At 63.1% G+C, this 13,485-nt stretch carries 16 protein-coding genes; 6 read left to right on the plus strand and 10 right to left on the minus strand.

What is annotated here, in order from left to right; genetic code table 11:
• Positions 1–56: 56 nt before the first annotated feature.
• The 7 genes from IVB22_RS15755 to soxC form a co-directional block, all read right to left on the minus strand.
• Entirely contained in the window at positions 57–362 is a 306-nt protein-coding gene (locus IVB22_RS15755) for a hypothetical protein (protein ID WP_247518328.1), read from the minus strand.
• A gap of 8 nt (positions 363–370) precedes the next feature.
• Complete coding sequence (gene soxA / locus IVB22_RS15760) at positions 371–1,237, minus strand: sulfur oxidation c-type cytochrome SoxA (RefSeq protein WP_247518232.1); 867 nt, start codon at positions 1,235–1,237, stop codon at positions 371–373.
• Positions 1,234–1,545 (minus strand): thiosulfate oxidation carrier complex protein SoxZ, encoded by a 312-nt coding sequence (gene soxZ / locus IVB22_RS15765; protein WP_247518233.1) that lies wholly within the window; start codon positions 1,543–1,545, stop codon positions 1,234–1,236. Before soxZ ends, soxA begins: the two co-directional genes overlap by 4 nt.
• Positions 1,546–1,654: 109 nt before the next feature.
• The gene (gene soxY, locus IVB22_RS15770) at positions 1,655–2,143 is read right to left on the minus strand and encodes a thiosulfate oxidation carrier protein SoxY (protein WP_247518234.1); all 489 of its coding nucleotides are present in this window, start codon (positions 2,141–2,143) and stop codon (positions 1,655–1,657) included.
• Positions 2,144–2,203: 60 nt separating this feature from the next.
• Complete coding sequence (soxX, locus tag IVB22_RS15775; protein ID WP_247518329.1) at positions 2,204–2,545, minus strand: sulfur oxidation c-type cytochrome SoxX; 342 nt, start codon at positions 2,543–2,545, stop codon at positions 2,204–2,206.
• 46 nt (positions 2,546–2,591) lie between these two features.
• Complete coding sequence (locus IVB22_RS15780) at positions 2,592–3,263, minus strand: c-type cytochrome (RefSeq protein WP_374207538.1); 672 nt, start codon at positions 3,261–3,263, stop codon at positions 2,592–2,594.
• Positions 3,247–4,578 (minus strand): sulfite dehydrogenase, encoded by a 1,332-nt coding sequence (gene soxC, locus IVB22_RS15785; RefSeq protein ID WP_374207539.1) that lies wholly within the window; start codon positions 4,576–4,578, stop codon positions 3,247–3,249. Before soxC ends, IVB22_RS15780 begins: the two co-directional genes overlap by 17 nt.
• Positions 4,579–4,708: 130 nt before the next feature.
• Between soxC and IVB22_RS15790 the strand changes: the two genes are divergently transcribed.
• On the plus strand, positions 4,709–5,074 hold the full coding sequence (locus tag IVB22_RS15790) for a helix-turn-helix transcriptional regulator (RefSeq protein WP_247518235.1): 366 nt from the start codon (positions 4,709–4,711) through the stop codon (positions 5,072–5,074).
• Between the two features lie 46 nt (positions 5,075–5,120).
• Positions 5,121–5,807, plus strand: a complete 687-nt coding sequence (locus IVB22_RS15795; protein ID WP_247518236.1) for a DUF938 domain-containing protein — start codon at positions 5,121–5,123, stop codon at positions 5,805–5,807.
• 14 nt (positions 5,808–5,821) lie between these two features.
• Here IVB22_RS15795 and IVB22_RS15800 read toward each other — a convergent pair whose 3' ends face one another.
• A complete protein-coding gene (locus tag IVB22_RS15800; protein WP_247518237.1) occupies positions 5,822–6,691 on the minus strand; it encodes a protein-L-isoaspartate O-methyltransferase in 870 nt (289 codons plus the stop codon).
• Between the two features lie 93 nt (positions 6,692–6,784).
• Here IVB22_RS15800 and IVB22_RS15805 point away from each other — a divergent pair, with 93 nt between their 5' ends.
• Positions 6,785–7,279 (plus strand): type II toxin-antitoxin system HicB family antitoxin, encoded by a 495-nt coding sequence (locus IVB22_RS15805; protein ID WP_247518238.1) that lies wholly within the window; start codon positions 6,785–6,787, stop codon positions 7,277–7,279.
• Positions 7,280–7,429: 150 nt separating this feature from the next.
• Here the strand turns inward: IVB22_RS15805 and IVB22_RS15810 are convergent, their stop codons facing one another.
• Positions 7,430–9,496, minus strand: coding sequence for a prolyl oligopeptidase family protein (locus IVB22_RS15810; protein ID WP_247518239.1), 2,067 nt, complete (start codon positions 9,494–9,496; stop codon positions 7,430–7,432).
• A gap of 212 nt (positions 9,497–9,708) precedes the next feature.
• Here IVB22_RS15810 and IVB22_RS15815 point away from each other — a divergent pair, with 212 nt between their 5' ends.
• The 3 genes from IVB22_RS15815 to IVB22_RS15825 all read left to right on the plus strand — a co-directional run bounded on the left by IVB22_RS15815 (position 9,709) and on the right by IVB22_RS15825 (position 12,689).
• Complete coding sequence (locus tag IVB22_RS15815; protein WP_247518240.1) at positions 9,709–10,953, plus strand: MFS transporter; 1,245 nt, start codon at positions 9,709–9,711, stop codon at positions 10,951–10,953.
• Between the two features lie 27 nt (positions 10,954–10,980).
• Complete coding sequence (locus tag IVB22_RS15820; RefSeq protein ID WP_247518241.1) at positions 10,981–11,343, plus strand: nuclear transport factor 2 family protein; 363 nt, start codon at positions 10,981–10,983, stop codon at positions 11,341–11,343.
• A gap of 119 nt (positions 11,344–11,462) precedes the next feature.
• A complete protein-coding gene (locus IVB22_RS15825; protein ID WP_247518242.1) occupies positions 11,463–12,689 on the plus strand; it encodes an MFS transporter in 1,227 nt (408 codons plus the stop codon).
• Positions 12,690–12,924: 235 nt separating this feature from the next.
• Here the strand turns inward: IVB22_RS15825 and IVB22_RS15830 are convergent, their stop codons facing one another.
• A complete protein-coding gene (locus tag IVB22_RS15830) occupies positions 12,925–13,419 on the minus strand; it encodes a VOC family protein (protein WP_247518243.1) in 495 nt (164 codons plus the stop codon).
• Between the last annotated feature and the right edge of the window lie 66 nt (positions 13,420–13,485).

A 13,485-nucleotide genomic window follows, 5' to 3' on the forward strand; every position in this document is an offset into this window, starting at 1 on the left:
TAATTGTTGAGCATAATCTTGGCGGAAAACCGGCTTCCACTTTTCCGGATCATGCTCTAGCGAATCTCCATTTCCTTCCAGCGGGTCTTCTCGCTGGTGGCCTGGAAGATCGAAGCCTTGGCCAGCGCCTCGGCTTCCTTGGCGGACGAGGTGGCCTTGTCGAAATCGCCGGCATCGGCCGACTTCTTCGCCGCCGCCAGCGTCGACGCCGTGGTGGTCCATTGGTTGCGAAGCTTGCCGGCTTCCTTGTTGGCGGCTTCAGCGGCGGCGTAAGCCGCCTTGAACTCGTCCTCGGAACCCGCGGCGAGCGCGGACGCAGCGCCCGCGGCCAGCAGCGCCAGAATCAATGCGAATTTCTGCATCATGTTCCTCATGGCCGCGCTCCCGGACCCGAAATCGGTAGCCCGTTGCTGACATAAGACAAATAATATTCGACGTTGCGATATTCATCGTCCTGCGGGCTGAGCGGCACGCCACGGATCTGGCTGTTGCAGGTGGTGAAGCGCCGGCTGGTGGTTCCCATACCGCTCCACTCCGAGCGGTAGATCGGCATCGCGTTGACGATGCCGAGCGCGGGCGCCAGGACTTCGGCGCGGATGCGCTCGCCCGGGCTTTGCACGTGGCAGGTGGCGCAGGAGAAATTGAGCTGGCCGCGCCGCGTGTAGAAATACTCCTTGCCGTTCTCGTAGGCCGCGAGCGCGCGCGGATCATCCGGGATCTTGATGTCCATCGGCTTGCCGCGCGAGGTGAAGGCCATATAGGCGGTCAGCGCCGCCATTTCGTCCTTCACATAGGAATACGGCGGTTCGCCATTGGCCTCGCGGCAGCGGTTCAAAGCCAATTCGAGCGTGATGACCTTGCCTTCCTTCTCGTCGAAGTAAGGGTAGTTCTGGCGGATGCCGATGCCCTTGTTGGGGAAGCAATCCTCATAGCTCTTGCCGTTCTTGAACGGCTTGGAAAACATCTCCTTGCCCATTTCGAGCGAGAACTCGTAAGGCGGGAATTGCTCCTTCTCCTGCCACTGCCGGTGCAGGTCCTCGTTCATAGAATAGGGGCCGTTGACGAAATCTTCGAACTTCACCTTCGGAAATTTGTCGGTGAAGAATTTCTGGAACGCCTTGGCGTCGGCGACGGGATCGACCTTGTCAGATGCGCCTGAGGGCAAGCTGCTCGCAAGCGTCAGCGCCGCGAATGCAAGCGCGGCGGAAGCCAGATAAATCGCGGATCGCAGCTTCATTGGATCTTCGCCGTGGTGGTGTCGGTCGCGCCCTTGTTGTCGACCCAGCTGATCTTCAGCTCGTCGCCCTTCTTGCCGCCCTTGAAGGCGAACTTGACGTAGGGATCCTTGGAGACGCCGCCGCCCCAATCGGCCGTGAACACATTCTTGCCGCCATACTCGAACGTCAGTTGCTGGATGAAGTGTGGCGGAATGATCTCGCCCTTGGCGTCCTTGATGAAGCCGGAATCCATCGGGTGCTGGATCAGTGCCTGCACCTCGGTGGTCTCGCCGCTCGAAGTGGCGCGCACGCGAATGGTCGATGCCATCTGAATTCTCCTAGCCTGTTCCTTGGCACATGATCTCCGCGCAAACGCGTTCCGCGTTTGTCGCGAGGAAAAACCGGTGTCTACATTCCCGGATCATGCGCGCTGCCCGTTAGCCGCCGCAACCGCCGACGGTGACTTTCACTTCCTTGTTGGCGCTGTAAAGCTTGCCGCCGGCTTCCACGACCACGATCACGTTGCTGGTCCGCGCCATCTTGATGCGGTTGGCGACGTTTGGAAGCGTGCCTGCCGGAATCCTGTAGGACGCCACCAGTGCGACCGGATTCTCACTGACCAGGAACGAGATCGAGGTCACGTCCGCCAGCGTCGTCGTCACCGAAATCGGAACCACGGCGCCGTTCTCCGCGATTTCGGGCGCGTCCATCTTGACCTTGTCCGAAGGCTCCGCCGTCTTGCCGTAGAGCGCCTTGATCGCATCGGCTTCGCTCTTCGCCTTGAACGCCTCTTCCGGGTATTTGTCGTTGGCCGCGGCGAGCGCCGGCGTCAGGCCAAACAGTGGATTGCCGAGGCCTATGAGCGCGACCGCGCCTGCACCCTGCAGGATCAGCCGCCGCGTGGCCGAAAATCCGACGTCAGTCATGTCCATCGTCTCCTAAAGCGTGCGCGCGCACGTCACAGCCTTAAATCTCTTGGTCTTGCTTCACAGCGTTTGCAGGAAATCAACGACCGCTTCGATTTCCTTTGGAGTCAGAATCCGGTTTCGTCCGAATGGCGGCATCACGGTCAGGGGATTGCGCTCGGTTTCATCGTGAACGATCGCAACGAGATCCGCGCGATTGGGATACTTGCTCTTGATGTCGATCAGTTCCGGTCCGATGGAGCCTGGAAGGTTGCCGCCCTTGATGACATGGCAGGTCAGGCAATTGCCCTTGCTGCGATCGAAGGCGAGCTTCTGGCCTTCGGCCGCGGCGGACTGCGCATGCGCCGTGCCTGTCGACAGGAAAGCGCCGATCACAAGCGCCAGCGCGAACGCCGGGAGCATTGCGGGTTTCGTCAGTGAATGGTCGGTCACAGGCGTTTCCGTATTTCTATTTCGGTTGCATGGTATCAAGCGGTCCGGTCGTGCGTGGCGTGAGATTCCTGCCTTCGGCCGTCGACGATATCCTGACATCGGCGGCGTTGACGCAAGCGTTCGTGCAGGGCTTGGCCATCGTATCGGGTCGCGGGTCGGTCCAGATGAAATTGTCGCGATTGCGCATTTTGACTTTCGGCAAGCTGTTGCGATCGGCAACGAATTCATGGGGAACGAGGTCGTTCAGGCTCAGAATATAGGCGGTCAAAGCATAAACGTCATCCGCTGACAATGTGTGCGGCGCGGCCATCGGCATGGCGCGGTTAATATAGTCCCACAGGGTCGGGGCAAACGGCCAGTAGCTGCCGACCGTTGGCTCCGGGCGCTCGTCCCGGAGCGATCCGACGCCGCCCACCAGCTTGGGAAAGCGGCCTTCGCCTTCGCCGAAGGTTCCGTGACAGGCGGCGCATTGCTCGGCATAGACGTCGGCGCCCCTGTCGACCGTGCCCTTGCCCGGCGGCAGGCCCGCTCCGTCCTGGCCGCGCACGTCGATGTCCCATCCGGCGATCTGCGCCGGCGTCGCCGCGCTGCCGTAACCGAACGAGCCGGGCTCCGCCGCGCCTGCGAGGCTTCCGGCCGCAAGCACGATGGCCATGATCGGCAGGCAAATCTTACGCGAGCTGTACATTGAAGACGCTTCCGTCTGATTTGACCTGCCAGGTCTGGATAGAATTGTTGTGGTAGACCGAGTTCGAGCCGCGCTGCTTTCGCAGCTCCGCAATTGTCGGTTGCACGTAACCGGTTTCGTCGATGACGCGGGATGCGACCAGCGCCGGGCGGCCGTCCCAGCGCCAGGGTAGTGTGAATTTCGTCAGCGCTTTCGACAGCACCGGCTCGTGCAGCCGCGCGGTCTGCCAGTTGACGCCGCCGTCCATCGAGACATCGACGCGCCTGACCTTGCCGTTGCCGGTCCACGCCAGCCCCCTGATTTCATAGAGGCCCGGCCCATCGAGCGGCTTTTCCGGGCAGGGAAAGGTGATGACCGATTTGGCATCGATCAGCCAGGTGAAGCCGCGCGAGGTGCCATCAGGCATCAGGTCGGTGTATTTCGAGGTTTCCTCGCGCGAGTGCCATGGCTTGTCGCCGAGCTTGATCCGGCGCAGCCATTTGATGTTGACGTTGCCTTCCCAGCCCGGCACCACCAGCCGCAGCGGATAGCCCTGTTCGGGGCGCAGCGCCTCGCCGTTCTGCGCATAGACCACAAGGCAATCGTCGAGACATTTGTCGAGCGGCAGGCTGCGGTTCATATGCGCGCCGTCGGCGCCTTCGACCATCACCCACTTCGCTTCTTTTTTGATGCCGACTTCTTCCAGCAGCGTCGACAGCCGGACGCCGGTCCATTCGGCGCAACTGACCATGCCGTGGCTGAACTGCAGCGAGTTCATCTGCGCGGCGCGCCAGTTCATGCCGCCATTGGCCGGGCATTCGATGAAATGGATGCGCGATATCGATGGAAAGCGCAGGATGTCCTTCATGGTGAGCAGCAGCGGGCGCTCGACCAGCCCGTGGATCATCAGCTTGTGCTGCGCCGGATCGATGTCGGGCCGTCCCGCATGGTGGCGCTCGAAGAACAGTCCGTTCGGCGTGATGATGCCGTGCAGGTCCTGCAGCGGCGAAAAGCTCACGGACGATTCCGCGCTGGCGGTGAGCCAGGGGACGTTGCGCCGGATGACGGAGGCTTCGGTATCCGCGGGCCGGCCATAAGGCCGGTCGACGACGCCCGCGCCGATCGATTGCGACCAGGGGGCGTCCGCAGGAGGAGATTCCTGCACGGGGTCGGCCATGGCGGGTTTGGCGCCTAGGGCAAGACTGCCGGTCAGCGCCGCGCCGAGGGTGAGAAAGCCGCGTCGCCCCAAAGGCGCGTCCGAGCTAGCAAGCTCGGAGGGAATAGCTTTGCTGCGTAACGGGTTATGCCGCACGTTTTCTTCCCCTCGCGGCCACATCGCCGCATTATTTCTTGCTTTTTTGAACCGGTATCGGCATTTGCTAATTTAGTCAATGCTAAAGAAAGGCTTGGGCGGTAGTATGATATCTGTGCTTCGCAGGCACGGAAAACCACTCCGGATTTGACCTATGAGAGCAGCCGCGGCGGCAGCCAAAGAGACACAATCCGCGCCCGATGCCAACGATGCGGCAGCGCTGAAGAAGCTGGCGAAGCAGGCGGGCGAAGCCGCGCAACTGCTCAAAATGCTCGCCAACGAAAAGCGTTTGCTGATCCTCTGCTTTCTGGCCGTGCGCGGCGAGATGACGGTCGGGGAACTCGTCGGCATCGTCAAGCTGAGCCAGTCCGCTTTGTCGCAGCATCTGGCGAAATTGCGCGCCGATGGCCTGGTCGAATTCCGGCGGACGTCGCAGACGCTGCATTATCGCGTGGCCGATGAGCGTGCATTGCGCCTGCTGCAGGTGCTGAAAGAGATTTATTGCGGCGAACTGAAGTGACGCCTTCGGCGTTTCAGACCCACAACGATTTTCAGGCGAGGCGGTAGTGGCCGAGTATGTAGTGGAGTTCGGCAAGGATGGCCGGCCGGTCGAACCGGACGGCCGGCTCGATGCGGCGGCGTTTCATCGCAACCATGCGCCGATCTGGGCGATGCTGCAAAAATTCCTCGTTGGCAAAGCGGGAGACGTCGTAGAGGCCGGCAGCGGCACCGGCCAGCATGTCGTTCATTTTGCAAAACACACCCCCGACGTCACCTGGTGGCCGAGCGATCTCAACGAGCGGCACCTGAAGAGCATCGAAGCGTGGCGCGCGCATGCCGTCTTGCCGAACATTCGTCCGCCGCTGCGGATCGATCTCACCGATCCCGCATGGTGTCCGGCGATGCATGACGGCGGCGGTCCGGCGGAATTGCTGGCGGTGTTTTGCGCCAACGTGATCCACATCGCGCCATGGCGCGTCGCCGAGGGCCTGTTCGCTGGCGCGGGGCGATATCTGCGCGCAGACGGGCGCTTGTTTCTCTACGGCCCGTTCAAGCGCGAGGGCAAGCACACCGCGATGAGCAACGCCGTGTTCGACACCAGCCTGCGCGAGCAGGATGTCGAATGGGGCGTGCGCGACATCGCCGATCTCGAAAAGCTCGCCGCGGGCGTGGGTCTCGCACTGATCGAAGCCGCGGAGATGCCCGCCAACAACATGATTTTGGTCTTCGCGCGATCGGACGCGTCGGCGTAGCGCCTTTCCGCACCTCAATGATAGGCGAGGCACCATCCTGGTCCGCGAAGCCAGCAGCGCTCGTCGGGAACGTCCTCGTCTCGATACAACCGTGTGATCTTCTGCCAGCCACCACCGGTAAAGGCTTCGGCAAGCGCTCGTTCGGACGCCTCGTCGCGGCTGCCGGCGCAGGGGAAGATCGCAACTGGCGATATCCATTGTGCAAGGTAGTTCGCGGCTCTTCGCTCAATTCGGAATACCGCGCCGGCACTCGCCATGCGCTCCGGCGCGACGCCGCCAAATCCCTGATCCGACGTCATCGGCATGATCAGGCGGCCACCATCGGCAAGACCATCGAGCCAGCGTGTCGCTGGCCGCGTGCAGCCGGCATTGACATAGATGACATCGGCGGCCTCGAATGGCACCTGCGTGCCGTCGCCTTCAATCACTTCGACATTCGCATAGGACGCCAGGTTGGCTCTGGCAAGCGCGGCGAGGCTCGCATCATATTCGATCCCCGTTACCCGCCCTGATGGCCCGACGAGATGAGCGAGGATAGCGGTGTAATAGCCCGCGCCAGTTCCAACATGCACCACATGCTCGCCGACCGCGGGCAAGGCCTGATGGATGAGAAGGGCGTGCAGCGACGGTTGCCCGTTATTGACGCCACGCTCGGGCACGAGCGCGACCACGTCGTCGATATAGAGATAGACAGGGTCGGCGTCGGGTGTCGACGCATAGTTGCGTAACCACCGTCGCACCAGCCACGGACCTGGGCCGAGAAAGTCCTCGCGGGGGATGGCGGCAAAGGCCTGAGCGAGGCGTGTATCGTCGACCACTGCGGCGGCAAGTACCTGCTTGGCGTATGCGGCGCGGACGATGCGGAGTTCGGCCTGCGTGTCCATTTTGCCTCCATCATGGCCTATGCTAATCATTCATGTGTGATTTGACACACAATCGTGTGTGTTAAATAGCATAACAGTCGTGGGGAGGCCAGATTGAAGAAGCGGCTTTATCCGGCAGTGCTGGAGCGCGGTCCGCGCGGTGCGCTCGGCGCGTGGTTTCCCGATTTCCCGGGCTGCGTTGCCGGCGGGCGGTCGCAGGAAGAGGCGATCGAGAAAGCGGAGGGTGCGCTGGCGCGAGCGGTGGACGGAATGGCCGAGCAGGGCAGGCCGCTGCCGGCGGCGACGCCGATCGAGCAGATCGTGTTGCCCAAGGGCGCCGACGTCGTCGCCTATTTCATTGTCGGGGTCGATCCGCCGGATCCGTCCGAGCGGGTGAACGTCTATTTGCCGAAGAGCCTGATTGCGCGGATCGACAAGCGCGCGACGGAACTCGGCATGAGCCGCTCCAGCTTCTTCGGCTTCGCCGCCACGATTGCGCTTGATTGGAGTCCGGGCTTCCCGCACACCGGCGTCGTTGATCCTCGCTCAAAGGTTCACAAGACCGGTGCGGTGCGAGCCGAAAAGAGACCAGGCAAGAAGCGGCCGTGAAAGGACGTTTTCGTGCGGCGGAATCGGAGCGTAATACGCGTAGCATCGTTGTAGGGTGGGCAAAGCGAAGCGTGCCCACCATTCCGAGCAGAGTGTGATGGCGGGCACGGCGCAAGCGCCTTTGCCCACCCTCACACCGGCGCAAGTCAGCTACACGGTGCCATCTGTCCAGCCGATTTTCTCTCTGAGAAACGCGTATCCCAGCGCGATGAACCCGGCGCGCTCGCGATTGTCCTTGCCATAGCCGTGACCACCGGCTGCCGGCTCGTAGAACCAGGCCTCATATCCCATCGCCTGCAGCTTGGCCGCCATCTTGCGGGCGTGGCCGGGATGCACGCGGTCGTCGCGGCGCGTGGTGGCGATCAGGATCGGCGGGTAGTTCTGGCCCGGCGTTGCGGTGTGATAGGCGGAATAAGTTTTCAGCCACTCCCACTCCGCGGGCTTGTCGGGATCGCCATATTCCGCGATCCAGCTCGCGCCCGCGAGCAGCTTTGTGTAGCGGCGCATGTCGATCAGCGGAATCGTGCAGAACAGCGCGCCGAATCTTTCGGGGTAGCGCACCAGCATGTTGGTGATCAGGATGCCGCCGTTCGATCCGCCTTCGGCGGCAATCCTGTCGGCGCGGGTCACGCCGCGCTTCACGAGGTCCGCGGCAACCGCCGCGAAATCATCATGCGCCAGCCGTTTTCCGGCGTAACGGCCGGCATCATGCCAGCGCGTGCCGAACTCGCCGCCGCCGCGGATATTGGCCTGCACCGTGGTGCCCCCGCGCTCCAGCCAGAGCTTGCCGAGTGCGGAATCGTAATATGGCTTCACGGCAAGGCCGAAGCCGCCATAGGCGCTCATATAGACCGGTGCATCGCCGGTCTCGGTGGCGGGACCGGTCTGCACATAGGGAATGCGCTCGCCGTCTACCGAAATCGCCTCACGGCTGGTGACGACGAGTCCGTCGGCGAAAAAGGTCTTCGGCGCCTGCTTCAATAAAGCGGGGCTGGCGACTCCCTCGATCAGCAGCAGCGAGGGCGGCGTCAACGGGTCCTGCACGTTGGCGAGCAGGTCGCCGTTGCTCTCGGCTTCGTGACGGTCGAGGCGCCAGACATCGACCACGCCGATTTCGGGAAGGCCCTGCAGTCTCGCGCGCGTCCAGCCGCTTGCTGACGGCGTGCAGATTTCGAACACCGGGCGCAACTCGTCAAGGATCGACAATACAAGTTTGCCGGCCGTCCAGAAAAAGCCCTGTAACGCCCGCCGTAGCGCCGGTTCGAACACGATGGTGAAGTTGCGGTCGCCGGCCAGGAAGGCCGAGAGCGAGATGCCGAGCACGCTGTCCGGCGCATAGGTGTTGCCAGCGACCGTCCAGGCTCCACGCAGTTTCACGACCAGCCAGTCCTGATGTGCTTCCAGCCAGATGTCGGTCGGCAAGCCGAGTTTCGTGTGTGGACCGGCCTCGGTGCCGAGCCAGATATTTTGATGGAAGAAGTCGATCCGATCGATGAACCACATCCGCGGTGTTGGGCCGGTGTCATCGACGCTGCAGTACGCGGCCATCCGGTCGGCCGGCACTTCGAATAGCACCGGCGCTCGTTCCACGGGTTCGCCGCGACGCCACAGCCGGACGGTTCTCGCATAGCCGGATGTTGTCGCCATGCCCTCGCCAAGGGCGCTCGACAGCAGGAGCGTGTCGGCGTCGACCCATTCGATCCCGCTCTTGGCTTCCGGCAAAGTGAAACCGTCGGCAACGAAAGTTTTGGTGTCCAGATCGAATTCGCGCAGCGTCACCGCATCGCTGCCGCCTTTCGAAAGGCCTACGATCACGCGCGAGTTTCCCGGCAGCGGCTGCGTCCAGTGGAGCAGCCAATCCCTGTCCTCTTCGGTGGCGAGGCGGTCGACGTCCAGCAGCGTCTCCCAGTCCGGCTCCGCGTTGCGAAAGTCTGCAAGCGTCGTGCGCCGCCAGAGGCCGCGCGGATTTTTGGCATCCTTCCAGAGATTGTAGACCAGCCCGCCGTGGCGCGCGACATAGGGAATGTTGTCGCTTCGGTCATAGATCGCCGCAAGCGTATCGCGATCCGTCTCGAATTGGCGGCCGCCAAAGCTTTCCAGCGTCAGCCGGCTTTGCCGGCCGACGAAGTCCAGCGCGCGTTCGCCTTCGATTTCCTCGAGCCAGAGATAGGGATCATCGTCGGGCGCGGCGATGGTCGGCCTGTCGTCGATTGCCATGCTTGAACTCCAGAAACACCGGTCGCTTGTACCGCAATAGGCATGATCGGGGCGACCTCGATGTAGGCTGTTGTCCGCGCGCTGTCCAATGTGCGCTCCTCGCATGGCGTGCGCCCGTTTGCGCCGGTTGATCGCGTCCCCTCACATCTTCATAGTGCCTCGCAATGAATTGATGAGGCTCCCTGCCCGGGGCCTGCCGGGCGGGAATGCCGATGCTGGATACGACAGCCACCGAAGAGGTCGCCAACGACGCCCGGGCGCGCGCCAATGTGCTGCGCCTGGCGGCGGCGCAGGCGTTGACCGGGGCCAATTCAGCGGTGATTTTCGCCACCGGCTCCATCGTCGGCGCGACGCTGGCGCCGACCATCTCGCTCGCCACCGTGCCGCTCTCGATGTATGTGCTGGGGCTCGCCGCCGGCACGCTGCCGACCGGCGCGATCTCGCGGGCTTATGGCCGCCGCATCGCCTTCATCATCGGCACCTTCTGCGGCGTGCTGACCGGCGCGCTCGCCGCAATCGCCGTCCTGTATGCTTCGTTCTGGCTGTTCTGCGGCGCGACGTTTCTCGGCGGTCTCTACGGCGCGGTCGCGCAGTCCTATCGTTTTGCCGCCGCCGACGGCGCCAGCACCGCGTTTCGGCCGAAGGCTGTGTCATGGGTGATGGCGGGCGGCGTGTTCGCCGGCGTGCTCGGTCCGCAGCTCGTGCAATGGACGATGGACATCTGGCCGCCTTACCTGTTTGCCTTCAGCTTCGTGGTGCAGGCGTTTGTCGCGCTGGTGGCGATGGCGGTGCTGTGGGGCGTCGATGCGCCAAGACCCGCGCCGTCAGATATGCATGGCGGCCGGCCGCTGTTCGAGATCGCGCGGCAGCCGCGCTTCATTGCGGCGGCGCTGTGCGGAGTGATTGCGTACCCCATGATGAATCTGGTGATGACCTCGGCACCGCTTGCCATGAAGATGTGCGGGCTGACCGTCAGCGATTCAAATTTCGGCATTCAGTGGCACATCGTCGCGATGTACGGGCCGAGCTTCTTCACGGGCTCGCTGATCGCGCGCTTCGGCGCGCCGAAAATCGTTGCGCTCGGCTTGCTGCTGGAGGCGGCAGCGGCAGGCATCGGCCTTGCCGGCATTACCGCGATGCATTTCTGGGCGACGCTGATCGTGCTCGGCGTCGGTTGGAACTTTGCCTTCATCGGCGCTTCCGCGCTGGTGCTGGAAACGCATCGGCCGCAGGAACGCAACAAGGTGCAGGCCTTCAACGATTTCCTGGTGTTCGGGATGATGGCGCTGGGATCGTTCTCGTCCGGTCAGTTGCTGGCGCATTACGGCTGGTCGATGGTAAACATGGTGGTGTTCCCGCCGGTGCTGCTGGGCCTAGTGGTTCTGTCGTTGGCGTCATTCGCAAAGCGCCGCGCGAAATTGCAGACGGTCAACGAGATTCCCGGTCCGGGTATCTGATCTTCAATTTTAATTGCAGGAGGCTTCATGCCGACGCGCGCCCGTCTTGATGAGTTCATTGCAGCCGTCGTCTCCGGCGATCATGCCGGGGCGATCGAGCGCTATTACACCGAGGACGCCAGCATGCAGGAGAATGCCGCTCCGCCGCGGGTCGGCCGCGATCTCCTCGTGGCGCATGAGCGCGCGGTGCTGGAACGGGTCAAGAGCGTGACGTCGACTTGCGTCGCCTCGGTCGTCGAGGGTGATCGCGTCGCAATCAACTGGGTGTTCGAATTCGTCTACCATTCCGGCAAGACCGGCCGGTTCGACGAGGTCGCGCTGCAGGAATGGCGCGGCGACCGGGTGTTTCGCGAACGGTTCTTCTACGATCCGTCGAAGCCGGCGGCCTAGCTGCCACCTGCTGACAGTTCGGTGCGCGTCGAATTGATGGTCCTTGTAGCTTTGTGAACTGTTGCCGACATGTGCCGGGCAAGCGCGGCAATGACGCGGCAGAAACGAAGAGGCATCTTTTGGACGCTCGCAACTACACCCCTCTGGACGAAACCTCGATCCGCTACGATGGCTGGCGCATCGTTGTCGTTTGTTTCCTGCTGGCGACGTTCGGCTGGGGGCTGGGCTTCTATGGCCAGAGCGTCTATGTCGCCGAACTGCAGCGGCTGCACGGCTGGCCGGCTTCGCTGATCTCGTCCGGCACCACGTTCTTCTATCTGTTCGGCGCCGCACTGGTCGCGTTCGTCAGCGAAGCCATCAAGGCGTTCGGTCCGCGCAATTGCCTGATCGCGGGAACGTTGGCGATGGCGGCGGCCGCGATCTCGATCGGTCAGGTGCAGGAACCCTGGCAGCTTTACCTGGCCAACGCCGTGCTCGCCTTCGGTTGGGCCGGCACCAGCCTCGGCATCATCACCAACGTGCTGGGCCTCTGGTTCGACAGCAAGCGCGGCATGGCGATCAGCCTGGCGCTGAACGGCGCAAGTTTCGGCGGCATCGTCGGCGTGCCACTGCTGATCATGGCCATTGGTTATTTCGGCTTTGCTGGCGCGATGACTGCATCCGCCGTGGCGATGGTCGCGGTGATGGTTCCGGTGATCCTGCTGTCCGTCGGGCGGCCGCCGGTTCATTCGGACGCAGGCGATGTCGAGGCCGCGGATGCGCCGTCGCCGACGCAAATTCGCGCGCGCGCCTTTCGCGATATCGGCTTCCTCTCGGTATCAGCGGCGTTCGCGCTGGTGCTGTTCGCGCAGGTCGGATTCATCGTGCATCTGATCGCGTTTCTGGATTCGGTGATCGGGCGGCAGCAGGCGGCAATTGCGATGGCGCTATTGACGGCGATGGCGGTGGTCGGCCGCGTGCTGTTTTCCTTCGTGATCGACCGGATGAACCAGCGGCTGGCGTCCTCGCTCTCCTTTGTCAGCCAAGCGGTCGCGCTACTCATCGTCATCAACGTCCATCATGATTACGCGCTGATCGCCGCCTGTGCGCTGTTTGGTTTCTCGGTCGGAAATCTGATCACGCTGCCGGCGCTGATCGTGCAACGCGAATTCGACCCGCGTTCATTCGGCGTGCTGGTCAGCCTGATTACGGCGATCAACCAGATCACCTACGCGTTTGGGCCCGGCGTGGTCGGCCTGCTGCACGATCTGTCGGGGAGCTATACGCTGCCGTTCTATGGCTGTATCGCGGTGGAGCTGACGGCGGCCGTGCTGGTCATGATTCGCGGGCGTGCAAAGAAAGCGTAGCCCGGATGGAGCGAAGCGACACGGGACCGGTATGGAGACTCGCAGCAGTATCGGGGCTGGCGACGATCTTATCCTCCCCTGGAGGGGGAGGATCGGTTCGCATGGAATGCGAACCGAGGTGGGGTGACGGTCGCTCCACATCCGACAGTGCCCGTGTTGAGAGATCACCCCACCTCGCCGCCCGCTTCGCGCGCGTCGATCCTCCCCCTCCAGGGGAGGATAAGGACCGTGAGGATCAACTCTCCCGAGCCCGCAGCAAATCCTCCAGATCCAGCCGTTTCGTAAACATCGCCAGCGAGCCGTCCGACGCGCGGGGCCACTCCTCCTTCGGCCGGTCGCGGTAGAGCTCGACGCCGTTCTGGTCGGGATCGCGCAAATAGAGCGCCTCGCTGACGCCGTGATCGCTGGCGCCATCAAGCTCGATGCCGGCCTCGATCACGCGATACAGCGCATCCGCCAGCGCCGGGCGCGTGGGATAGAGGATGGCGGTGTGAAACAGCCCGGTGGTGCCCGGCGGCGGCGGATGGCCGCCTTTGCTTTCCCAGGTGTTGAGGCCGATGTGATGGTGATAGCCGCCGGCCGAAATGAACGCGGCCCCGGAGCCCATGCACTGCATCACCTCGAAGCCGAGCACGCCGCAGTAGAACCCCAGCGCGCGCTCGAGATCGGCGACCTTGAGATGGACATGCCCGATCCGGGTGCCGGCGATGATGGGTGGGTTCTGGGGCATGTCTATCTCCGCGTTGTAAAGTATCCGTGCCCCGGATGCTGCGCAGCGCGCTAGCGATGCGCTGCT

The sequence above is a fragment of the Bradyrhizobium sp. 190 genome (assembly GCF_023073415.1).
Classification (GTDB): Bacteria; Pseudomonadota; Alphaproteobacteria; order Rhizobiales; family Xanthobacteraceae; genus Bradyrhizobium.